The following is a 21,846-nucleotide window of genomic DNA, read 5'->3' on the forward strand; positions in this document are numbered from 1 at the left end:
AATGTCGCTCACGAGGCCACCGGCGCACGGGTGGCCTGAAGGACCGTCCGGACCCAGTCGAGCACCTCGAGGCCCTCGACGGGCTTGCCGCCCAGGCGGGCGGTCATGGGTGCCGGGACCAGCACCTGGCGCACGGCGGGCTTGATGAGCGTGTCGGGGAACAGGCGCGTGATGCGCATGGCCGCGGAGTCGGGAAGCTCGAGGGGGCTGAAGCGGATGTACTTGCCCTGCGCGACGACGTCGTGGACGCCGGCGGCGCGCAGCTCGAGGCGCAGGCGCGCGACCGCGAGGAGGTTCGCGACGGGCTCGGGCAGGGTGCCGTAGCGGTCGTCGAGCTCCTCCTCGATCTGCGACAGCACGTCCTCCGTGTCGGCGTCCGCGATCTTGCGGTACGCCTCGAGGCGCAGCCGCTCGTGCTCGATGTAGGACTCGGGGATGTGCGCGTCGATGGGCAGGTCCACCGTCATGGGCGCCCGCTCCTCGACCTCCTCGCCGCGGAAGCCGGCGACGGCCTCGCCGACCATGCGGATGTAGAGGTCGAATCCGACGCCCTCGATGTGACCGGACTGCTCCGCGCCCAGCAGGTTGCCCGCGCCGCGGATCTCGAGGTCCTTCATCGCGACGGCCATGCCCGAGCCGAGGTCGGTGTTGGCGGCGATGGTCTGGAGGCGGTCGTGGGCGGTCTCCGTGAGGGTGCGGTCCGGCGGGTACAGGAAGTAGGCGTAGGCCCGCTCGCGCCCGCGGCCCACGCGGCCGCGGAGCTGGTGGAGCTGGGACAGCCCGAACGTGTCCGCCCGCTCCACGATCAGGGTGTTGGCGTTGGAGATGTCGAGTCCGGTCTCGACGATGGTGGTGCACACCAGGACGTCGTACTTCTTGTCGTAGTAGTCGACGATCACCTGCTCGAGCTGCTTCTCGCTCATCTGACCGTGCGCGACGGCGATGCGGGCCTCCGGCACCAGCTCGCCCAGCTTGAGCGCGGCCCGCGTGATGGTCTTGACGGAGTTGTGGATGTAGAAGACCTGGCCGTCGCGCAGCAGCTCGCGGCGGATCGCGGCGGTCACCTGGGCGTCCTCGTGCGGACCCACATACGTGAGGATCGGGTGGCGCTCCTCGGGCGGCGTCGCGAGCGTCGACATCTCGCGGATGCCGGTGACGGCCATCTCGAGGGTGCGCGGGATCGGGGTCGCGGACATCGCGAGCACGTCGACGTCGGTGCGGAGCGCCTTGAGGGTCTCCTTGTGCTCGACGCCGAACCGCTGCTCCTCGTCGATGATGATGAGCCCGAGGTCCTTGAACCGCACCGAGCCGGTGATGAGGCGGTGCGTGCCCACCACCAGGTCGATGGTGCCCTCCGCGAGCCCGTCGATGATCTCCTTGGCCTCCTTGTCGGTCTGGAAGCGCGACAGCGCGGCGACCTTGACGGGGAACTGCGCGAAGCGCTCGGAGAACGTGTCGACGTGCTGCTTCACCAGCAGCGTGGTGGGGCACAGGATCGCGACCTGGGTGCCGTCCTGGATGGCCTTGAAGGCGGCGCGGACCGCGATCTCGGTCTTGCCGAAGCCCACGTCGCCGCACACCAGGCGGTCCATAGGGACGCCCTTCTCCATGTCGCCCTTGACCTCGTCGATGGTGGAGAGCTGGTCCGGGGTCTCGACGAACGCGAACGACTCCTCGAGCTCGCGCTGCCACGGGGTGTCGGGGCCGAACTCCCGGCCCTTGGTCGCCATGCGGGCGCTGTACAGGCGGATCAGCTCGGCGGCGATCTCCTTGACCGCCTTGCGCGCCTTGCCCTTGGTCTTCGCCCAGTCGGCGCCACCCATCTTGTTGACGGACGGGGTCTCACCGCCCACGTACTTGGTGATGAGGTCCAGCTGGTCCGTCGGGACGGAGAGGCGGTCGCCGGGTCCGCCGCGCTTGGACGGCGCGTACTCGATCACCAGGTACTCGCGCTCGACGCCGCGGACGGTGCGCTTGGTGAGCTCCACGAACCGCCCGACGCCGTGTGCCGAGTGGACCACGAAGTCCCCGGGGCGCAGCTGCAGCGGGTCGACGGCGGTACGGCGACGGCTGGGCACCTTGACCTTGGGTCCGGCGGCGGAGGCGGAGCGGCCGGTGAGGTCGGACTCGTGCAGCACGATGACCTTCGCCTCGGGCACCTGGAAGCCGCCTCCGTCGACGCCCGCGAGGACGGCGACGACCCCGGCGTCCGCATCGTCCCCCGTGGTGGCGACACGCGCGGGGAGGTCGGCCTCGCCGCACTGCTCGACGATCCGGTGGGCGCTGCCGATGCCGGCCGCCGCGATCACCACGCGCCAACCGTCGCCGAGGCGGGCGCGCACCACGTCGAGCGCCGCCGCGAGGCGGCCGCGGTGGTCCTCGAGCTCGGCGATGCCGGTCTCGACGGCGCCGTGCGCGCCGAACGGGCCCACGGTGGTCCAGCCGAGTCCGCGGTCCTCGGCGGACTCCTGGACCTCCTCGAGGGACAGGAAGGCACCCTGGGTCTCGAGCGGGGCGTCGGCGCCGGCGGTGGCGCTCACCCACGCGGCCGCGAGGAACTCCTGGGCGGTGCGCTGGAGATCCTCGGCGCGACGGGCGAGGCGCTCCGGCTCGAGGGCGACGATGCGGGTGTCGCGCGGCAGCACGTCCGTCACCGGCTGGAGCCGGGTCAGCAGCGCCGGGATGAGGGACTCCATGCCCTCGACGGCGTGGCCGTCCGCGATGCGGGCGAGCATGTCCGCGGCCGCGGGGTTCGCGTCGACGAGGCTCGCGGCGCGGGCGCGCACGTCCTCGGTGAGGAGCAGCTCGCGGCACGGCGGGGCCCACAGGCGGTCCACCGGCTCGAGGGAGCGCTGGTCCGCGACGGAGAAGGAGCGGAGCGACTCGACCTCGTCGCCGAAGAACTCGACGCGGACCGGGTGCGGCTCGGTGGGCGGGAACACGTCGACGATCCCGCCGCGGACGGCGAACTCGCCGCGCCGCTCGACCATGTCGACGCGCGTGTACGCGGCGGCCGCGAGCGCCTCGGTGAGGTCGGTGAGGTCGCGCTCGTCGCCCACGCGCAGCAGCACGGGCTCGAGGTCCGCGATGCCCGGCACCAGCGGCTGAAGGATCGCACGCAGCGGTGCGACGACCACGCGCAGCGGCGGCAGGCCGCTCTCCTGGGCGGCGCGCTCGGGGTGGGCGAGGCGGCGCAGGGTCGCGAGGCGGCGGGCGACGGTGTCGGAGCGCGGGCTGAGGCGCTCGTGCGGGAGGGTCTCCCAGCTGGGGAACGTCGCGACCGTGCGCGGGTCCAGGTAGGCGGCGAGCGCGGACTCGAGCTTCTCCGCGTCGCCGCCGGTCGCGGTCACGGCGAGGATCGCGCCGCCGCCGGCACCCGCGGCGTACGCGAGCAGCGGTGGCGCCGCCACCGACGGGGCGTGCACGTGCGCGACGTCGCCCAGGCGGGCGTCCGCCCACCCTCCGAGGAGCGGGGACAGCGGCGGGACAGTGCTCACGTGGGCCTCCAGGGCATGCCGAGCGACCGGGAAATCCGGCGCAACCATCCTAGGCACGGCGTCCGACACCACCGCTCCTAGACTGGTGGACCATGACCGACCCGCACGCGACCGCCGAGCGGATCCTCCGCCGTTTCGCCCGCGAGACCAACCTCCTCATCGCCGGCCGGCCGGTGCGCGTGAGCGCCGAGGAGGAGGACACCGCCACCGCGCTGGCCGTCGCGGGCATGGCCCGCGCGCTCGGCGCGCTCCTGGTCGAGTCCGAGGGCCCCGACGTCCTCGACATCGACGTGCAGGGGGACGATGCCGCGCTCGCCCTGGGCGGGACGCCCTGGGGTTCGCGCGGGGACGCCGGGGGCCGGCTGGACTTCGCGCGCGCCCACATGCCGGTGTCGACGGCGCTGGCCCGCGAGCTCGCGGACGCCGGGACCGTCGCGGGCCTGCGGATCGGGGTGTCGATGACCCTCGAACCCAAGACCGCGAACCTCGCGCTGCTGCTGCGCGACGCGGGCGCGGAGGTCGCGGTGTACGCGCACCCGGACGAGACGGACGCGGCCGTGGCGGACGCGCTGCGGGCGCGGGGCGTCGCGGTGGACGCGGACGCGACGCTCGCCGGGCCGGCGGAGCGCGAAGCCGCGCTCGGGTGGCTCCGCCGCGGCTTCGACGTGGTGGTCGACGACGGCTCCCACCTGGTGCGCCTGGCCCACGAGGCGGCGCCCGAGGTGGTGGCGGGCTGGATCGGGGTGACCGAGGAGACCACGTCGGGGCTCACCCCGCTGCGGGCCATGGAGACCTCCGGGGTGCTGCGGACCCCCGTGGTCGCGGTCAACGACGCCGCGACCAAGACCGGCTTCGACAACCGCTACGGCACGGGCCAGAGCTGCGTGTTCGCGATCGCGGACCTCATCGAGAACGTCGACGCGACGGTGCGCGACCTGCCCGTCCTGGTGATCGGCTATGGGCCGGTCGGCGTCGGGGTGGCGGCGCACCTGGCGGCGCTGGGCGCGCAGGTGAGCGTCGCGGAGATCGACCCGCTGCGCGCGCTGCTTGCCGCGCACGACGGCTACCAGGTCGGACACGCCGAAGACCTCGCGCAGGGCGCGCTCGTGATCTCCTGCACCGGGGTCGCGGGCACCATCACGCGCGAGCTGCTGTCCCTCGCGGCGATGGTCGCGGTGGCCGGCGGCGTGCCCGGCGAGATCGACCTCGAGCTCGACGTGCTCGAGCCGGTCGCGGTGGCCGGGTCACGGGTTCCCCACCTCGACGTGGACGTCGAGCGCGGCACCTTGGTGCTCGACCGCGGCGGCTGCATCAACGTCACCGCCGCGGAGGGCAACCCGATCGAGATCATGGACCTGTCCTTCGCGACGCAGCTCGCGGCCATCCGCCACCTGCTCGAGACCCGTCCCGCGGTCGGGGTGCACGCCCTCCCCGCCCACGCCGTGGCGCACGTGGCCGCGACCGCCGCCGCCGCGCGCGGGCTGGAGGTCGACGAGGACCCGGCCACGGCATCGTCCCCCGGCGACGCCGACTGGCGCTCGCGCCGCTACCGGGACTCCCGCGCATGAGCGGCGTGGTCCTCTACTCCGCGGCGCTGGTGGTGCCTGTGACCGCGCCGCCGATCGTGGACGGTGCGATCGCGGTGCGCGACGGTCGGATCCTGCACGTGGGCGAGCGGCGCTGGGTCGCGGGCTCGCTCGCGGAGCGTGGGCTCGACGCGCATCACATCCACTGGCCCGGGGTGCTGATGCCCGGGCTGGTGAACGCGCACACGCACCTGCAGTACACCGGCATGGCGGAGGTGGGTCGCGGCAGCTACCAGGGCTTCGAGTCCTGGGCGAAGGGATTCAACCCGGTCTACGCCCGGCCGCACGACTGGGCCGCGGACGCCGCCGCCGGCGCGCGCATGATGCTCGAGGCGGGCACCACCGCCGTCGCGGACGTGGTCACGGACCTCGAGGCGATGCGCGCGCTGCACGACGCGGGCCTGCACGGCATCACCTACTGGGAGGTCATCGACTGGACCAACGAGGAGTGGGTCGAGCGGGGTCGCGCGCAGGTCGAGGCGGCGCTCGACGCGCTCCCCTCCCCGCCCGGGACCGGGTTGTCGCCGCACGCGCCGTACTCGCTGGAGATCGCGCCGCTGCTGGAGATCCCCGACATCGTGCGCGAGCGGGGCTCGCGGATCCACATCCACCTGGGCGAGTCGGCGATCGAGCGCGAGTTCGCGCACGCCGCCACGGAGCCGTGGCAGCTGCGCGGCCTCGCCTCCCTGCACGAGCTGCGCCACGCCGGCTACGGCACGTCCGCCACGGATTACGTCGACCACCTGGGCGTGCTGGGGCCGGACTGCCACATCGCGCACGGCGTCTACATGAGCGAGCGCGACCGCGCGATCCTGCGGGCACGCGGCACCTCGGTGGCGCTGTGCCCGCGCTCCAACGCGGTGATCGGGCTCGACGAGCCGCCCGTCGCCGCCTACCTGTCCGAGGGCAGCCCCATCGCGGTGGGCACGGACTCGCTGTCGAGCTCGCCGTCGCTGGACCTCATGGCGGACGTCGCGGAGCTGCACCGGATCGCGCGCGCGCAGGGGTACGCGGGCGCGGACCTCGCGGAGCGGCTGCTGTCCGCCGCGACGCTCGGCGGCGCGCACGCGATGGGCCTCGACGTGGGGCCGGACCGTACGGGTTACCTCGCCGTGGGCGCGCGGGCGGACCTCGCGTTCTTCGACGTGCCCGTGACCGACGTCGCGTCCACGCTGGAGACCCTGGTGACGGGCGGCGAGGGCCGCGCCGCCGCGACCGTGATCTCCGGACAGGTCCGCGTCGCCCACCCCGCCTTCACCGAGCAGACCGGAGTCGCCTCATGACCGCCGTCCCCGCCACCGCGACCCTGCTGGGCCTCGAGGCGCACCCCGAGGGCGGCTGGTTCCGCCGCACCTACACCTCGCGCATGCCGGTCGCCACCGCGGGCGGCGAGCGGCCCGCCGCGACGATCATCCACTACCTCCTCACCGCCGGAGAGGAGAGCGCGTGGCACGTGGTCACGTCCGACGAGATGTGGCTGTGGCACGGTCCAGGCGCGCTCGAGCTGCGGCTCGGCGGGTCGGGCGAGACGCCGGACGATGCGCCGGTCGCCGTGGTCCTGGGCCCGGACCTGGGTGCGGGGCAGGTGGCGCAGTGCCTGGTCCCCGCGGGCGTGTGGCAGGCGGCGCGGCTGGTCGCCGACGAGGAGGTGCTGGTGAGCTGCGTGGTGTCGCCGGGCTTCGACTTCGCGGACTGGCGGCTGGCCTGACGGGTCGCCCGCGTCTCACGATGCGGGCACCGGTACCGCATCGTGGCCGGTAGGCTGGGCCTCGCGGCCGCCGCTGGCCGTCACCCATCCCCTGAACTCTTTCGAGGAGCACCCATGACCAGCACACGTGTGCGCGCCGGCCTGATCGCGACGACCGCCCTGTCCGCGCTGATGATGGCGGGCTGCTCCTCCACCTCGGAGCCCGAGGCGAGCGGCGCCGGCTCGGCGTCCGCGTCCGCGGAGCCCACCGAGGTCGCGCTCGAGACCCTCACCGAGGGCAAGCTGACCATCGCGACCGGCGAGCCCGCCTACGAGCCGTGGGTCATCAACGACGACCCCGAGTCCGGCGAGGGCTTCGAGGCCGCCGTCGCGTACGCGGTCGCGGAGGAGCTCGGCTTCGCGGCCGAGGACGTCGTGTGGGTCCGCTCCTCGTTCGACTCGGCGATCGCGCCTGGCGCGAAGGACTGGGACCTCAACATCCAGCAGTTCTCCATCACCGAGGAGCGCAAGACCGCGGTCGACTTCTCCAGCCCGTACTACGTGACGTCGCAGGCGCTCGTCGCGGTCGACGGTACCGACGCCGCGTCCGCCACGTCGGTCGCGGACCTCGAGGGCCAGCTGGTGGGCGTCGCGGTCGGCACCACCTCCTACGACGTCGCGGTCGAGAAGCTGGGCGAGGACAACATCCAGGTCTTCAACTCCGTCGCCGACGTGGTGGGCGCGCTCAACGCCGGCCAGATCGACGCCTTCGTCACCGACCTGCCGGGCGCCTTCTACTCCGCGTACGTCGAGGTCGACAACGGCACCATCGTGGGCCAGTTCGAGGGCAACGAGGGTGGCGACGAGTTCGGCATCGTCCTGCCCAAGGGCTCCGCGCTCACCGCGCCGGTGACCGCCGCCGTGGACGCCCTCACCGAGGACGGCACGCTCGCCGACCTCGAGACCGAGTGGCTCTCCGAGGCCGCCGACGTCCCGGTCCTGGGCTAAGCCATGACGGACCGGGCGGCGGACGCCGTGTGGGAGGTGAGCCGGCTCGAGCTGGATCGCCGCCTGCAGCGCAAGCGGGCGTCCCGCCGCTCGGTCCTCATCGCGCTCGTCTCCACCGTGGTGTTCGCGGCGGCGGCGGGCTGGCTGGTGGTGAGCTCCCCCAACTGGGACACCGTCCAGCAGACGTTCTTCAACCCCGAGATCGCGGTCGAGTCCTTCCCCAAGGTGCTCGAGGGTCTGTGGCTCAACATCCGGGTGCTGTTCTTCGCGTCGATCGCGGTCGCAGTGGTGGGCACGCTGCTCGCCGTCATGCGGTCGCTGCGGGGGCCGGTGTGGTTCCCGCTGCGCGCCCTCGCCACGGGATACACGGACCTGTTCCGCGGACTGCCCGTGCTGATCGTGCTCTACCTGGTGGGCTTCGGCATCCCGGGCCTCAACCCGGAGGTGCGGATCCCGGTCGCCGTGCTCGGCACCATCGCCATCTCGCTGTGCTACTCCGCATACGTCGCCGAGGTGCTGCGCGCCGGCATGGAGGCGGTGCACCCGTCGCAGCGGATCGCGGCCCGGTCGTTGGGCCTCTCGCACGCCAAGACGCTCCGCCTGGTGGTGATCCCCCAGGCGCTGCGCAAGGTGGTGCCGGCGCTCATGAACGACTTCGTGTCGATGCAGAAGGACGTGGGGCTCATCTCGGTGCTCGGCGCCGTGGACGCGATCCGGTCCGCGCAGATCATCCAGGCGCAGACGTACAACTTCACCCCCTACGTGGTGGCCGGACTGCTGTTCGTCGCGCTGTCCTGGCCCATGATCCGCCTCACCGACGCGGTGAGCGCCCGGATGGCTCGCCGCGAGCAGCAGGGAGGCACGGTATGAGCGTCCTCGAGCTCCACGGGGTCCACAAGCTGTTCGGCGACAACCACGTCCTGCGCGGCGTCGACCTCGCGGTCGACGAGCACGAGGTCGTGGTGGTCATCGGCGCCTCCGGCTCCGGCAAGTCCACGCTCATGCGGACCATCAACCTCATCGAGCGCGTCGACGACGGCCGGATCCTGCTTAGCGGCGACGACATCACGGCGATCGATGTCGACGTCGACCAGGTGCGCGGACGCATCGGGGTGGTGTTCCAGCACTTCAACCTGTTCCCCCACATACGCGTGATCGACAACGTGACGCTCGCGGCGCGGGTGGTGCACGGCGTGGCTCCCGACGTTGCCAAGGACCGCGCGGTCAGCCTGCTCGAGAAGTTCGGGCTCGGCGACAAGGTGCGGGACTACCCCGACCGGCTGTCGGGTGGCCAGCAGCAGCGCGTGGCGATCGTGCGCGCGATCCTCACGGACCCCGAGCTGCTGCTGCTCGACGAGATCACCTCGGCGCTCGACCCGATGCTCGTGGGCGAGGTCCTGGACCTGGTGCGCGACCTCAAGGCGCAGGGCTCGACCATCGTCATGGCGACGCACGAGATGTCGTTCGCGCGCTCCGTCGCCGACAGGATCGTGTTCATGCACGGCGGCCGCCCGCTTGAGTCCGGCACCCCGGAGCAGATCTTCGGGGACCCTCAGCAGCCGGAGACCCGCGAGTTCCTCGCACGCATCACGCACCGCTGAGCGGCCCGCCGCCGGGGAGCCTCCCGGGGTCAGGTGCGCGAACGGTGGAGCTCGGCCAGCTTGGCGAAGGCCTCGCGCTGATAGCGGAAGCCGAAGAACACGCCGAACTCGTTGGCGCCCAGCACCTCCGCCTGGGCGATCGCGATCCACTCGAGGGGGTTGCCGTGCACGTCCACGCGCACGCACCTGGCGACGCCGACCGTCGCACCGGACTCGATGTGGATCAAGGGAGACCCGATCTGCCGGCCGTCCTCCCGCAGCGCGCAACCGGCATCACGGTAACGGTAGCCCGGCGGCACCAGGGCGCGGTGGGTCGAGGTCGCGGTCGTCATGGTGAGGCTCCTTCGGGGGTAAGTTCCCATCCATGGTGACCCACCCAATCGTGGCGCGCATGAGACGAAATACCTGGTAAACCTACTATGGATGCAGCACGAACCCGGTACCGCGACCGCAGTACCGCACCCTCCCCGCCGCGTCACACCGGTCCGGCGCGGCTTGCTGCGGCCAGTTCTGCGCGATTCATCCGGATCCTCGCCTGGTAGCCGGGTCGGGGTTGCTGGTCGGGGTCGATCGAGGCGGGTGGGATGAACTCGGGGCTGCCTTGTCGGAATCGGATGGCCCATTCGTCGCGATGGATCCAGTGGTGGCAGGCCACGCACAGCATGATGCCGTTCTCCAGATCCGTCCTGCCGCCGTCGCGCCAGTAGCGGATGTGGTGGACGTCGCAATGACTCGGCGGGGCCCCGCACCACGCACATCCACGGTCGCGTTGCGCGATGGCCTTGCGCTGCGCCGGCGTGAACAGCCGTTCCGCGTAGCCGTGGTCGAGGACCTGCCCGCACGAGCCCAGCACGGTAGGGATGACCTCCGCGTCCGCCGCGAACCAGCCCAACAGACCACCCGGGAGAGGTCGCTTGATGCCGTCGATCTCGCCGTACCCGCCACCGCTCTCGAAGTCCTCCAGCGAGATGCGGATGTTCACGGTGGTCTTGACCGCGTCGTGGGGCTTGCGACAGCCCGTCGCATGCCGGCCCAGCCAGCCCAGCCCGTCGGCACGCATCTGACCGGGCGTGGGCTGATCCTCACCACCGTCCTCACGCGCGAGACGGAACTGCTTCTTCATGTAGCCATCCAGCGCTGCCAGCAACGGTGCGGCCGTCAGCGGGTCCAGGACCGCGACCAGGCGGACCATGCCATTGGCCTCCTCGCGCACCGTCGCGAGCCGTGCCCGGTACAGCTCCTCGTACTCGGCCTCGCCCGTGGGCGGCGGCGTCAACCCCGCGTGCAGCTGCGCGACAGACGCCTTGACCGTCTTGAGCGGTGAGATGACGGCCTTGTCGACCGCCATCTTCTCCACCCGCGCCAGCGGGAGCTGCCCCAAAGGGGTGGCGCGAACGGCATCGTCCACCGGAAGGCCGTCCATGTCGCGGGCGTCGGGATGCCTCATCAGCACCTCACGCAACAACACGAACTTGTCCGCGCTCAGCCGCCCCTCCCTGGCCTCATGCGCGAGGTGAGGCAGCACCGACGCCCCACCCGGAGCATCGTCCGCCGACCCATACAAGGCGGTACCCATGACCCTGAGCCGTTCAGCCTCAGCCACGGTGCCGCCGGTCTCGGACGCGATCAGCTGATCGACACCCCGGAACCCCTGCCGGCTCGCGATCCCCGCCCGCCCCGGCGTGGACCGCAACGCCAGCTTCGCAGCCATCCGCGCCACCACCAGATCGGAATCACGCCGCCGCGACACAGCCTCCCGCATCAACGCGACCGCATCCCAATCAGGCAACCCATCCGACGCCTCGACACGCACACGCAGCGCGTCCAAAGGATCGGAGTCGGTGGTCTCGGCCATGAACCCAGTCCACCACCACCCTCCGACAGCGAACCCGACAAACCGGACACTTCTCCACAGGGTGGGGCGTGAAGTCGGACCTAGTGCTCGCCCTCGCCGTCGAGTTCGACGACGGCGGGTAGCGACGCGGTCACGACGGAGCCGTCCGCGCGCATGGTGCCGTGGAAGGCCGAGGCGTCCGGGGCGCCGGGGATGCGCGGCCCCTGGTGTGCGAGCGGCACCACGACGTCCTCGCCGCGCAGCACGCTCACGCGCTCGCCGCGGACCATCACGGTCAGCCCCTGGCCCTCCTCGACAGTGAACGCGATCTCGTCGGCGCGCACGGTGACCAGCAGGCGGGTGCCCTTCTGGGTGAGCCGGAAACGCATCTCGGGCCACGCCTCGGGTAGGCGCGGGTCGAACGACAGCACGCCGCCGTAGTCGCGCATGCCACCGAAGCCGTGGACCAGCGCGGACCACACGCCGCCCGCGGACGCCACGTGGACACCGTCCGCGGTGTTGGAGTGCAGGTCCGCGATGTCGACGAACAGCCCGTCCCAGAAGTACCGCAGCGCGAGCTCGTGGTAGCCGACCTCGGCGGCCATGATGGACTGCACCACGCCCGACAGCGTCGAGTCGCCCGTGGTGATGGGGTCGTAGTAGTCGAAGTCGGCCTTCTTCTCCTCGTCGGAGAACTGGTCGCCCTGGAGGAACAGCGCGAGCACCACGTCGGCCTGCTTGAGGACCTGGAAGCGGTAGATCACCAGCGGGTGGAAGTGCAGCAGCAGCGGCCGCTGCTCGGGCGGCGTGTTCTCCAGGTCCCACAGCTCACGCTCGTGGAACAGGGCGTCCTGGGGGTGGATGCCCAGGTCGTCGTCCCACAGGATCGCCATGGCCTCCGCCGCGGACTCCCACTCGATGACCTCGGCGTCCTCCAGGTTCAGCCGCGCGACCATCTTGCGGTACTGGTCGGGCCACATCGACGCGAGCTTGCGCACCGCGGCCGCCGCGGCGCGCAGGTTGAAGCGCGCCATCACGTTCGTGTAGAGGTTGTCGTTGACCACGGTGGTGTACTCGTCCGGTCCGGTCACGCCGTGGATCCGGAAGCTCGACCCGTCGCCCTTGATGTTGCGCCAGAACCCCAGGTCCGCCCACATGCGTGCCGTCTGCACCAGGATGTCGATGCCCTCGCGCGCGAGGAACTCGTCGTCGCCGGTGGCCTTGACGTACTTGTCGATCGCGAAGGAGATGTCCGCGTCGATGTGATACTGCGCGGTGCCCGCCGCGTAGTACGCCGACGCCTCCTCACCGTTGATGGTGCGCCACGGGAACAGCGCGCCATGCTGCGCGAGCTCCCCCGCCCGCTCGACCGCTTTGGGCAGCATCCGGTACCGGTATCTGAGCGCGTTGCGCGCGATACCCGGCGACGTGTACACGAAGAACGGCACCACGTAGATCTCGGTGTCCCAGAAGTAGTGGCCGCTGTAGCCCGACCCCGTCACACCCTTCGCCGCGACGCCCTGACCATCGCCACGGGCCGCGGCCTGCGCCAGCTGGAACAGGTTCCACCGGATGGCCTGCTGCACACGGTCGTCGCCGTCGACCTCGACGTCGGAGCGCGCCCAGAAGTCCGCCAGCCACGCCTCCTGGTCGTCGAACTGCTTGTCGACGCCCTCGCTCTTGACCCGTGACAGCGTCCGATGGCAGCGGTCGCCCAGCTCCCGCGCCGGCACCACACGGGACGTGTGATACGTCACCACCTTGGTCAGCGAGAACGTCCGCCCTGGCTGCGCATGGAAGCGGAACACCTGCTTCGCGTAGTCCGGCTGGATCTCCGTCTCGGTCTGCACATCACCGTCGAACTCGTACGAATGCTCCATCGCGACCGCGAGCGTCATACCCGAGTTCGCGCACTGGTAACCCAGCATGAGGTGGTCACCGTGCGCACGATGGATCCGCGGCTCCAGGACCCTCTCGTTGAGGTTCTCCGACTTGCGCGGGTCGAAACCCACCGCCCCACCGGGCGAGGACCGGTACTCGTCCGCACCCGCCTGACGGTTCAGCAGCTGCGACGACACCGCGATGGGCGCCTCCCGGTCCAGCAACGTCACCTCGAACTGCATGATCGCCAGGTGCCGCTGCGCGAACGACGCCATGCGCCGCGACCGCACCCGCACCCGGTTGCCCGCAGGCGTGCGCCACAACAGGTCACGCGTCAGCACCCCGGTGCGCATGTCGAGCGTGCGCGAATACTCCGGCAGATCCGCGATCGACAGCAGCAACGGCTCATCGTCCACATACAGCCGGATGATCTTCGGGTCGGGCACGTTGACGATGGTCTGGCCGGTACGCGCGAAGCCGAACGCCTCCTCCGCGTGGCGGATGCGCCACGTCTCATGGAAACCGTTGATGAAGGTGCCGTGCGCGTACGCGTCATGCCCCTCCTCGATGTTGCCGCGCAGGCCCAGATAGCCGTTGCCGATCGAGAACAGGGTCTCCGTGGTCCCCATGTCCTCCGCGCCGAACTCGGTCTCGACCAACCGCCACGGATCCGCCGGGAAGCGGAGCCGGTCCACATAGTCGGGCGCGCTCGTGTCGCCGAGCGCCCGCTGCGCCACCTTCATCAGTCCACCAGCTCCTTCAGGTCCGCCACCACGATGTCCGCGCCGCCCTCCAGCAGCTCCTCCACCCCGGCACCCCGGTCGACGCCCACGACGAGCCCGAACGCCCCCGCACGGCCCGCCTCAACACCGGACATGGCGTCCTCGACCACCACGGCCTGCTCCTTGGGCACCCCCAGCAGCTCGGCGGCATAGAGATAGGTGTCGGGGGCGGGCTTGCCCGCGATCCCATGGTCCGCCGCGACCTGGCCGCTCACCACGATCTCGAACCGGTGGGCGAGGCCCGCGGCCTCCAACACCGCAGGCGCGTTCCGGGACGACGAGACCACCGCCATCGCGCACCCGACCGCCTCGAGATGATCCATCAACGCGACCGACCCCGGATACGGGGTCACGCCCTCGTCCCGCAGGATCGCCGCGAAGGCCTCGTTCTTGGTGTTGCCGATGCCGCACACCGTCTCGGTGCCCGGGGCATCGTCCGGCGTGCCCTCCGGCAGGGTGACGCCGCGCGACGCGAGACACGCGCGCACCCCGTCGTAGCGGGGCTTGCCGTCGACGTACTGGAAGTAGTCGGCGTCCGTATACGCGGGAGTGATCCCGTGCGACTCGAAATAGTCCGTGAACATCCTCCTCCACGCGTCCATGTGGACGTCCGCGGTAGGCGTGAGGACGCCGTCGAGATCGAACAGGGCGGCGGCGAAGCTCGCGTCGGGCACCTGAGGCAGGCGCCAGGGGGTGGTCGGGGACGATGTCACGGGGTCTCCCTCCGGCAGGTGTGGGACCTCTCGATAGTAGCCACCGCGACTGGGAGGCTGTCGAGAGAGCGCCCAGGTAACCGGGGACGATGCGCAGGCCGGGTCTCCCCGTACAGTGGGCTTGTGGACACGCAGGCATTGGAGCCGATGCGCTCCGACGAGCTGGTCTCCGGCGCGGTGCTCGAGCAGCGCCACCTGGACGGCGGCGTGCTCGGCGACCTCGAGGTGCACGACGTCGAGCTCCTCGAGTGCATGTTCAGCGATTGTCAGGGCGGCGAGTGCCGCCTCCCGAACCTGCGGGCGACGGGCAGCACCATGCTGGGATCCTCGTTCGCGACGCTCGCGATCCCCGGGGCGATGGTGTTCTCGGGACGGCTCGAGGGTGTCCGGATCGGCGCGCTGCTGCTCGACGGCGCGGACGTGTCCGTCCACAGGATCGTCGCATCGCGGATCGACGTGCTGTCGCTGCGCAACGCCAAGGTCCGCCGCCTCGAGATCATCGACTCGCGGATCGGTCTGCTGGACCTCAGCGGCACCAAGATCCGCGAGGTCACCGTGACGGGCGGCTCGATCGGCGAGCTCGTGCCGTCACGCGGCGACGTGCAGGACTTCGACCTGTCACGCACGGACCTGGGCACGGTGATCGACCCGGGCGGTCTGCGGGGAGCCACGCTGTCCGTGTCGCAGGCGATGCAGCTGGGACCCGAGCTCGCGCGGCACCTGGGCGCCACGCTGGTCGACTGAGGGCTCTCAGCCCTTCGTGTGGAACCTCATCTGAGCCGACTCGACGCCCGACTCGAGGACGGCCTCGACGGCGTCCGCGGCATCGTCCACGAGGAACGGCAGCTCCTTGCGCTCGGCCGCCGAGAACGGCTTGAGCACGAACGTGGCGGCCTCCATGCGGCCCGGCGGACGGCCGATGCCGACGCGGACGCGCACGTAGTCGGGCGTGCCGAGGGCCTTGGTGACGTCCTTGAGACCGTTGTGGCCCGCGGACCCGCCGCCGCGCTTGATCTTCACGGTGCCGAACGGGATGTCCAGCTCGTCGTGGACCACGATCACGTCGGTGGGCGCGACCGAGTGGTACTTCGCGAGCGAGGACGTGGGACCGCCGGAGACGTTCATGTAGGACATCGGCACGCCGATGACCACGGGTCCGCCGGCGAGGCGCACCGTCGCGGTGCGCGTGTGGGTCTTCTTGGAGACCGAGAGCGAGGAGGAGCCGCGGCGCGCGAGCTCGTCGATGACCATCTGGCCGATGTTGTGACGCGTCTCCGCGTACTCGGGGCCGGGGTTGCCCAGGCCGATCACCAGGCTGGTCACGCTGTCCTCCTCCAGGTCGCGCTGAGACGACGACGCCCGGCCCGCCCACAGTCGGGCGAGCCGGGCGAGCATCGGTGAGATTACTCCGCGGCGGGAGCGTCGGCCTCGGCGTCGGCCTCGGCGGCCTCGTCCGCGCCGGCGCCGCGCGGCACCGAGATGGTGACGATGGTGATGTCACCGTCGGTCACGAGCGTGGCGCCCTTGGGGAGCACGATGTCCTTGGCGTGGACCACGGCGCCCTCCTCGAGACCCTCGATGGAGACCTCGATGCCCTCGGGCAGGTGGGTCGCCTCGGCCTCGAGCTGCACGGAGGCGTGCTCGACCACGTGGATGGTGCCGGCGAAGGACTCACCGGTGACGTGCACGGGCACGTCCACGGTGATCTTCTCGCCCTTCTTCACGAGGAGGAGGTCGACGTGCTCGATGATGCGGCGGACGGGCTCGACCTGGACGTCCTTGGCGATCGCGAGCTCCGACTTGCCGTCGAGCTCGATGGTGAGGAGGGCGTTCGAGTGCTTGAGCGCCATCATCGTGTCGTGGCCCGGGAGCAGGACGTGCACGGGATCGGTGCCGTGGCCGTAGAGCACGGCGGGGATCTTGCCGGCGGCGCGGGCGCGGCGGGCGAAGCCCTTGCCGAACTCGGTGCGCTTCTCGGCGGCGAGCGTGAGCTGGTCGGACATGTGATTCTCCTCTGACGTCAGATGGGGCCACGGCAAGGCAGGGCATCTCGCATCTGCCGCGTCGATCACGGAGAGCCCGAGGGCCTCCCTCGCCGAGGAACCCGAGAACTATACCTGGAGAGGGGGACGATGCGCCAACCGGGAATGGCGCGCAGGTCACCCGAGTTGTGGCTGGCATGACCTCAGCGACGAGCAGTGCCCGTTCCGGCACCTCGGGAGACGTGTGGGAGAAGGCAGCCCGAGCGGGCTATGCCGTCTCCGGCGTGCTCCACCTGGTGCTCGGATTCCTCATCGTCCAGATCGGCCTCGGCTCGGATGCCGAGGCCGATCAGACCCACGCCCTCGCGAGCGTCGGGCACACCCCGCTCGGCGCGGTGGTGCTGTGGGCCGCCGCGATCGCGTTCCTCGCGCTCGGCCTGTGGCAGCTCGCGGACGCGTTCCGGGGCGGCGCTGAGGGCAAGGACCGCGCGAAGTCCGGCGGCAAGGCCGTGATGTACGCGGCGCTGGCCTTCACCGCGACCTCGGTCGCGATGGGCTCGGGCGGCAAGAACGGCGATCAGCAGGCGCAGGGCTTCGCCGGCACGCTCATGGAGGCGCCCGCGGGACGCGCGCTGGTGGGCGCGGTGGGTCTCGGCATCATCGGCGGCGCGATCTACCACGTGGTCAAGGGCGCGCGGAAGAAGTTCCTCGAGGATCTCAAGGCGCTGCCCGGTCACCGCGAGCTCGGTGCCGGCGTGGTGTGGCTCGGGCGGGTCGGCTACGTGGCCAAGGGCATCGCGCTGGGCGTGGTCGGCATCCTGTTCCTGTCCGCGGCGTTCACCGCGAATGCCCAGAAGGCCAAGGGCATCGACGGCGCCGTCGAGTGGCTGCTCGGTGCACCCGGTGGCCCGGTGGTCGTGGTGCTGGTGGGCCTCGGCTTCGCCGCGTACGGCCTGTACTCGTTCGCCCGCGCCCGCTACGCGAGGATGTGACGTGGCGCGCGATCTCGCGACGCGTGTCCTGCTGCCCGCGACGCTCCTGTGGGGCGTGATCGTGGGCGTGGGGTTGCTTCTCGTCGAGGTCCCCGAGAACGATCTCAACCGGACGCTCGTGGACCTGCGCGAGCCCGCGCTGAACACGGCCACCATGGTGGTGTCGGAGGGCGCCTCCACCCTGGTGGTGATCGCGACCGCGGTGGTGGTGTCGGGCCTCGTGTGGTGGCAGACGCGGCGGTGGTGGTTCGCGGGCGTCCCGCTGATCGCGCTGGCGCTCGAGGCGATCGTGTTCCTCACCAGCTCCGCGGTGATCGGTCGCGACCGTCCCGATGTGGACCAGCTCGACCACGCCCCGCCCACGGCCAGCTACCCGTCGGGTCACACCGGCGCCTCGACCGCGGTCTACGTGTCCTTCGCGCTGATGGCGACCCGCATCCGCAACGGCACCGTGCGCGTCGTGGTGATCGTGGTGTGCGCGCTGGTCCCCGTGGGAGTCGCGGTCTCCCGCGTGTACCGAGGCATGCACCACCCCACCGACGTGCTCGCCGGCCTCGCGGTGGGGGTCACGTGCGCGCTCATCGCGTGGACCTGGTGGCCCGAGCGTTCCCCGGTGACCACCGACGCCCCGACGGCTGGAGCGTCCGCCGCCGTCTGACGCATCGTCACCCCTCGCGGAACCACCGTCGGATCGCCGCGGCAAAGCGGTCCTCGAACTCGGTGTCGTCGTGGCGGCCGCGCAGCCACCCCACGAAGTCGCCGCCGGCCAGCCGGTCGAGCTCCGCGCGGCAGCCGCGCGGATCGGTGACCGCGCGCACCAGCAGCTCCTCGGCCTGCACCGCATCCGCGTACAGGAACGGGTACCCGTCCGGCAGGAGCGCGCGCGCCCAGGGCCGGTCGGGGAACACGCCCACCGCGCCCGCGACCATCGCCTCGACGTACTCGAGGCCGTAGGACTCGTCGCGCGCGGTCGCCAGGAACGCGGTGGTGCGAGCGAGCCGGTAATAGTAGTCCTCGCGTGTCGCGGTGACGGGTCCCACCCACGCCCAGTCCTTGCGGGACAGCGAGATGGCCTTCTCCGAGATGAGGTGCGACTCCTGGAGCCTCATCTCGACCCGGATGGGGGTGCGGCGGTGGACGCGCTCGACGACGTCGAGGAACAGCTGCGGCTGCTTGCGCTCGGACAGCCGGATGGCCGGATACAGCACCACGGGGATGGCCGGGTCCTCGCGCGGCTGCACGTGGTCGAGCCGGATGCCGAGGTTCGCCCAGTCGATGCGGACCCGCTCCGCGAGTTGCGGGACGGTGAGCGAGAACACGATCTCGCGCACCTCGGTCGCGGTGCGGTACGAGTTCGCGAACGTCGGGAACAGCGCGCAGGACAGCGCGAGCGAGGCGCGCTGGACCGGATGCGTGAACTGCGACGTGTTCCACCACACGAAGTTCGCGATGCGCGGCTCGGCGCCGCTCGCGGCGAGCGTGCGCCACACGGTCGGCGAGTCGACCACGTCCATGTTGATGACCACGGTGGTGCGCGGGTCCACCAGCTCGAGCGGCACCACGTCGAACCCGTCGGCACGCTGTGCCCGGGGGCCGATGAGGGAGGCCCCCGGGTACAGCCGCTGGAGGCGCCGCACCAGGGTGGCGCCCGCATCGTGCCCCGCGACGCGACCGTCGGCGACGGTCACGCCGCCCCCGAGGATCGCGATGCCCGCCATCAGTCCACCGCCACCCGGACGTCCTCACGCGGGGCGACCGGCGCATCGTCCCGCTCCGCGGACTCGTCCTCGCCCTCCAGCGACGCCTTGATGCGCATGCCGTAGAAGGAGCGGTGGACGAAGAACGCGGAGACCGCGAAGAAGACGGCCGCGAGGGAGTAGACGAGCGCGTGGCTGCCCTGCTCGGCGAGTCCCACCGCGAGCTCGACCGCGAGCAGGCCGAACAGGGTGGTGAACTTGATGACCGGGTTGAGCGCGACGGACGAGGTGTCCTTGTACGGGTCGCCGACCGTGTCGCCGACGATGGTCGCGTCGTGCAGCGGGGTGCCCTTGGCGTGGAGGTCCACCTCGACGATCTTCTTGGCGTTGTCCCACGCGCCGCCCGCGTTGGCCATGAAGATCGCCTGGTAGAGACCGAACAGCGCGATCGAGATGAGGTAGCCGATGAAGAAGTACGGCTCGACGAACGCGAACGCGAGGGTCGCGAAGAACACCGCGAGGAAGATGTTGAGCATGCCCTGCTGCGCGTACTGCGTGCAGATCTCGACCACCTTCTTGGAGTCCTCGGTGGAGGCCTTCGTGACGCCGTCGAGCTTGATGGTGTCCTTGATGTACTCGACCGCCCGGTAGGAGCCCGTGGTGACCGCCTGGATCGAGGCGCCGGTGAACCAGTAGATGGTCGCGCCGCCCGCGATGAGGCCCAGCAGGAACGGCGGGTGGATGAGCGAGAGGTTCTCGATGCCCGTGGTGAGTCCGTCGGTGAGAGAGATGATGATCGAGAAGATCATGGTGGTCGCGCCCACCACCGCCGTGCCGATGAGGACCGGCTTCGCGGTGGCCTTGAAGGTGTTGCCCGCGCCGTCGTTCTCCTCGAGCATGCGCTTGGCGCGCTCCCACTGCGGGGTGAAGCCGAAGTCGCGCTCGAGCTCCGCATCGATGTCGGGCAGGTCCTCGATGGTCGACAGCTCGTAGACGCTCTGCGCGTTGTCGGTGACGGGACCGTACGAGTCGACCGCGATGGTCACCGGGCCCATCCCGAGGAAGCCGAACGCCACCAGGCCGAACGCGAACACCGCCGGCGCGAGCATGAGCCGGTCGAGCCCGAGCGTCGAGATGAGGAACGCCGCGCCCATGAGCGCCACGATCACCATGCCGAGCCAGTAGCCGGAGAAGTTGCCCGCCACCAGGCCGGACAGGATGTTGAGCGAGGAGCCGCCCTCGCGGGAGCTCTTCACCACCTCGCGCACGTGCCGGCTGGTGGTCGAGGTGAACACCTTGACCAGCTCGGGGATGAGCGCGCCGGCGAGCGTGCCGCAGCTGATGATGGTCGCGAGCTTCCACCACATGCCGTCCGGCAGGTCGCCGATCAGCCACGCGGCGCTCAGGTAGGTCGCGGCGATCGACACCGCCGAGGTGAGCCACACGAGCGAGGTGAGGGGCGTCTCGAAGTTCATGCGGTCCGCGGTCGCGTAGCGGCGGCGCGCCCACCGGTCGTTGGCGGCGTAGGACAGGGCCGAGGCGACGAGCATCGCGGCGCGCACCGCGAAGATCCACACCAGCAGCGTCGCCTGGATCGCAGGGTCGTGCACCGCGAGCAGCAGGAATGTCACCAGGGCCACGCCGGTGACGCCGTACGTCTCGAAGCCGTCCGCGGAGGGGCCCACCGAGTCGCCGGCGTTGTCGCCGGTGCAGTCGGCGATCACGCCGGGGTTGCGGGCGTCGTCCTCCTTGATCTTGAACGCGATCTTCATGAGGTCGGAGCCGATGTCCGCGATCTTGGTGAAGATGCCGCCCGCGATGCGCAGCGCGGCCGCGCCGAGCGACTCGCCGATCGCGAAGCCGATGAAGCACGCGCCCGCGATGTCGCGCGGCAGGAACAGCAGGATCACCAGCATCATCAGCAGCTCGAGGCTGATGAGCACCATGCCGATGCTCATGCCCGCCTGGAGCGGGATGCGGTGCAGCGGGAGCGGCTTGCCGTCGAGCGCCGCGAAGGACGTGCGCGAGTTCGCGTACGTGTTGACGCGGATGCCGAACCACGCGACCGAGTACGAGCCGGCCATGCCGATGAGGCTGAACGCGATCACCACCGCGACGCGGCCCCATCCGAAGCCGACCAGGACGCCGTAGTAGAGGACGATCACCGCGGCGATCACGCCCCACAGCGCCAGCAGGAACTTGCCCTGCTGCACCAGGTACGCCTTCGACGTCGCGTAGATGAGCTCCGACACCTCGCGCATCGAGCGGTGGACCGGCAGGTTCCGGATCCGCCCCAGCACGGTGATGCCGAACGCGAGACCCAGCACGGTGACGAGCAGCCCGCCCACGAGGAGCGCCGTCCCCGACACCCCTCCCCCGACGGTCACGCCGGACAGGTCGGGCAGCTCGAGGCTGGCCTCGCCGCCCTCGATGTGGCCGCCGCAGCCGGACAGCGCGAGCGCGCCGGCGCCGAGAAGCCCCGCGCGCACGGCAGTGGACAGGTTCCGCCTTTGGAACATTCTTACCCCTGGGAGATGCCGGTCTGGGGACCCTCTCGCAGGCTAGGGGCGCGGGGACGATGCGCGG

General features: G+C 71.0%; 18 protein-coding genes. 9 read left to right on the forward strand and 9 right to left on the reverse strand.

Annotated elements, in window-relative coordinates:
- Nucleotides 1-8: 8 nt before the first annotated feature.
- On the reverse strand, nucleotides 9-3,545 hold the full coding sequence (gene mfd / locus AOM01_RS02225) for a transcription-repair coupling factor (RefSeq protein WP_082109903.1): 3,537 nt from the start codon (nucleotides 3,543-3,545) through the stop codon (nucleotides 9-11).
- Nucleotides 3,546-3,589: 44 nt separating this feature from the next.
- Between mfd and AOM01_RS02230 the strand changes: the two genes are divergently transcribed.
- From AOM01_RS02230 to AOM01_RS02255, 6 genes are all read left to right on the forward strand, one after another.
- Nucleotides 3,590-5,065, forward strand: coding sequence for an adenosylhomocysteinase (locus tag AOM01_RS02230; RefSeq protein ID WP_062288286.1), 1,476 nt, complete (start codon nucleotides 3,590-3,592; stop codon nucleotides 5,063-5,065).
- Nucleotides 5,062-6,366 carry an amidohydrolase family protein gene (locus AOM01_RS02235; protein WP_062288289.1) on the forward strand — a complete coding sequence of 435 codons (1,305 nt, stop codon included), beginning with the start codon at nucleotides 5,062-5,064 and terminating at the stop codon, nucleotides 6,364-6,366. The genes AOM01_RS02230 and AOM01_RS02235 overlap by 4 nt, the downstream gene beginning before the upstream one ends.
- Nucleotides 6,363-6,791 (forward strand): cupin domain-containing protein, encoded by a 429-nt coding sequence (locus AOM01_RS02240; protein ID WP_062288292.1) that lies wholly within the window; start codon nucleotides 6,363-6,365, stop codon nucleotides 6,789-6,791. The genes AOM01_RS02235 and AOM01_RS02240 overlap by 4 nt, the downstream gene beginning before the upstream one ends.
- Before the next feature lie 114 nt (nucleotides 6,792-6,905).
- On the forward strand, nucleotides 6,906-7,778 hold the full coding sequence (locus AOM01_RS02245; protein WP_062288295.1) for an ABC transporter substrate-binding protein: 873 nt from the start codon (nucleotides 6,906-6,908) through the stop codon (nucleotides 7,776-7,778).
- A 3-nt stretch (nucleotides 7,779-7,781) separates the two neighbouring features.
- A complete protein-coding gene (locus AOM01_RS02250) occupies nucleotides 7,782-8,648 on the forward strand; it encodes an amino acid ABC transporter permease (protein ID WP_062288298.1) in 867 nt (288 codons plus the stop codon).
- Nucleotides 8,645-9,379, forward strand: a complete 735-nt coding sequence (locus AOM01_RS02255) for an amino acid ABC transporter ATP-binding protein (RefSeq protein ID WP_062288301.1) — start codon at nucleotides 8,645-8,647, stop codon at nucleotides 9,377-9,379. The genes AOM01_RS02250 and AOM01_RS02255 overlap by 4 nt, the downstream gene beginning before the upstream one ends.
- Before the next feature lie 29 nt (nucleotides 9,380-9,408).
- Here the strand turns inward: AOM01_RS02255 and AOM01_RS02260 are convergent, their stop codons facing one another.
- The 4 genes from AOM01_RS02260 to AOM01_RS02275 form a co-directional block, all read right to left on the reverse strand.
- The gene (locus AOM01_RS02260) at nucleotides 9,409-9,711 is read right to left on the reverse strand and encodes a hypothetical protein (protein ID WP_062288305.1); all 303 of its coding nucleotides are present in this window, start codon (nucleotides 9,709-9,711) and stop codon (nucleotides 9,409-9,411) included.
- 143 nt (nucleotides 9,712-9,854) lie between these two features.
- The gene (locus AOM01_RS02265) at nucleotides 9,855-11,234 is read right to left on the reverse strand and encodes an HNH endonuclease (RefSeq protein WP_062288308.1); all 1,380 of its coding nucleotides are present in this window, start codon (nucleotides 11,232-11,234) and stop codon (nucleotides 9,855-9,857) included.
- Between the two features lie 80 nt (nucleotides 11,235-11,314).
- On the reverse strand, nucleotides 11,315-13,837 hold the full coding sequence (locus AOM01_RS02270) for a glycoside hydrolase family 65 protein (protein WP_062288311.1): 2,523 nt from the start codon (nucleotides 13,835-13,837) through the stop codon (nucleotides 11,315-11,317).
- On the reverse strand, nucleotides 13,837-14,589 hold the full coding sequence (locus AOM01_RS02275) for an HAD family hydrolase (protein ID WP_228374187.1): 753 nt from the start codon (nucleotides 14,587-14,589) through the stop codon (nucleotides 13,837-13,839). Before AOM01_RS02275 ends, AOM01_RS02270 begins: the two co-directional genes overlap by 1 nt.
- 123 nt (nucleotides 14,590-14,712) lie before the next feature.
- Between AOM01_RS02275 and AOM01_RS02280 the strand changes: the two genes are divergently transcribed.
- The gene (locus AOM01_RS02280) at nucleotides 14,713-15,333 is read left to right on the forward strand and encodes a hypothetical protein (RefSeq protein ID WP_156155790.1); all 621 of its coding nucleotides are present in this window, start codon (nucleotides 14,713-14,715) and stop codon (nucleotides 15,331-15,333) included.
- A 6-nt stretch (nucleotides 15,334-15,339) separates the two neighbouring features.
- On the opposite strand, the gene pth is transcribed toward AOM01_RS02280, so the two are convergent.
- Nucleotides 15,340-15,912, reverse strand: coding sequence for an aminoacyl-tRNA hydrolase (gene pth / locus AOM01_RS02285; protein ID WP_228374188.1), 573 nt, complete (start codon nucleotides 15,910-15,912; stop codon nucleotides 15,340-15,342).
- 80 nt (nucleotides 15,913-15,992) lie between these two features.
- The gene (locus AOM01_RS02290) at nucleotides 15,993-16,592 is read right to left on the reverse strand and encodes a 50S ribosomal protein L25/general stress protein Ctc (protein WP_062288318.1); all 600 of its coding nucleotides are present in this window, start codon (nucleotides 16,590-16,592) and stop codon (nucleotides 15,993-15,995) included.
- Between the two features lie 176 nt (nucleotides 16,593-16,768).
- On the opposite strand from AOM01_RS02290, the gene AOM01_RS02295 reads away from it, so the two are divergent.
- Together AOM01_RS02295 and AOM01_RS02300 are read left to right on the forward strand one after the other, a co-directional pair.
- Complete coding sequence (locus AOM01_RS02295; protein WP_082109905.1) at nucleotides 16,769-17,563, forward strand: DUF1206 domain-containing protein; 795 nt, start codon at nucleotides 16,769-16,771, stop codon at nucleotides 17,561-17,563.
- A gap of 1 nt (nucleotide 17,564) precedes the next feature.
- Nucleotides 17,565-18,221 (forward strand): phosphatase PAP2 family protein, encoded by a 657-nt coding sequence (locus tag AOM01_RS02300; protein WP_228374189.1) that lies wholly within the window; start codon nucleotides 17,565-17,567, stop codon nucleotides 18,219-18,221.
- A 7-nt stretch (nucleotides 18,222-18,228) separates the two neighbouring features.
- Here the strand turns inward: AOM01_RS02300 and AOM01_RS02305 are convergent, their stop codons facing one another.
- Both AOM01_RS02305 and AOM01_RS02310 read right to left on the reverse strand, forming a co-directional pair.
- Nucleotides 18,229-19,281, reverse strand: a complete 1,053-nt coding sequence (locus tag AOM01_RS02305; protein WP_062288324.1) for a glycosyltransferase family protein — start codon at nucleotides 19,279-19,281, stop codon at nucleotides 18,229-18,231.
- Nucleotides 19,281-21,779: a sodium-translocating pyrophosphatase gene (locus AOM01_RS02310; protein ID WP_082109907.1), complete on the reverse strand. Its 2,499-nt coding sequence runs from the start codon at nucleotides 21,777-21,779 to the stop codon at nucleotides 19,281-19,283. The genes AOM01_RS02305 and AOM01_RS02310 overlap by 1 nt, the downstream gene beginning before the upstream one ends.
- Between the last annotated feature and the right edge of the window lie 67 nt (nucleotides 21,780-21,846).

The sequence above is a fragment of the Demequina phytophila genome (genome assembly GCF_000971135.1).
Classification (GTDB): Bacteria; Actinomycetota; Actinomycetes; order Actinomycetales; family Demequinaceae; genus Demequina; species Demequina phytophila.

Excerpts from the sequence above, each read along its gene's own strand:
- mfd (WP_082109903.1), bottom strand. The coding sequence starts at position 3,545 with ATGGTTGCGCCGGATTTCCCGGTCGCTCGGCATGCCCTGGAGGCCCAC.
- AOM01_RS02230 (WP_062288286.1), top strand. The coding sequence starts at position 3,590 with ATGACCGACCCGCACGCGACCGCCGAGCGGATCCTCCGCCGTTTCGCC.
- AOM01_RS02235 (WP_062288289.1), top strand. The coding sequence starts at position 5,062 with ATGAGCGGCGTGGTCCTCTACTCCGCGGCGCTGGTGGTGCCTGTGACC.
- AOM01_RS02240 (WP_062288292.1), top strand. The coding sequence starts at position 6,363 with ATGACCGCCGTCCCCGCCACCGCGACCCTGCTGGGCCTCGAGGCGCAC.
- AOM01_RS02245 (WP_062288295.1), top strand. The coding sequence starts at position 6,906 with ATGACCAGCACACGTGTGCGCGCCGGCCTGATCGCGACGACCGCCCTG.
- AOM01_RS02250 (WP_062288298.1), top strand. The coding sequence starts at position 7,782 with ATGACGGACCGGGCGGCGGACGCCGTGTGGGAGGTGAGCCGGCTCGAG.
- AOM01_RS02255 (WP_062288301.1), top strand. The coding sequence starts at position 8,645 with ATGAGCGTCCTCGAGCTCCACGGGGTCCACAAGCTGTTCGGCGACAAC.
- AOM01_RS02260 (WP_062288305.1), bottom strand. The coding sequence starts at position 9,711 with ATGACGACCGCGACCTCGACCCACCGCGCCCTGGTGCCGCCGGGCTAC.
- AOM01_RS02265 (WP_062288308.1), bottom strand. The coding sequence starts at position 11,234 with ATGGCCGAGACCACCGACTCCGATCCTTTGGACGCGCTGCGTGTGCGT.
- AOM01_RS02270 (WP_062288311.1), bottom strand. The coding sequence starts at position 13,837 with ATGAAGGTGGCGCAGCGGGCGCTCGGCGACACGAGCGCGCCCGACTAT.
- AOM01_RS02290 (WP_062288318.1), bottom strand. The coding sequence starts at position 16,592 with ATGTCCGACCAGCTCACGCTCGCCGCCGAGAAGCGCACCGAGTTCGGC.
- AOM01_RS02295 (WP_082109905.1), top strand. The coding sequence starts at position 16,769 with ATGACCTCAGCGACGAGCAGTGCCCGTTCCGGCACCTCGGGAGACGTG.
- AOM01_RS02305 (WP_062288324.1), bottom strand. The coding sequence starts at position 19,281 with ATGGCGGGCATCGCGATCCTCGGGGGCGGCGTGACCGTCGCCGACGGT.
- AOM01_RS02310 (WP_082109907.1), bottom strand. The coding sequence starts at position 21,779 with ATGTTCCAAAGGCGGAACCTGTCCACTGCCGTGCGCGCGGGGCTTCTC.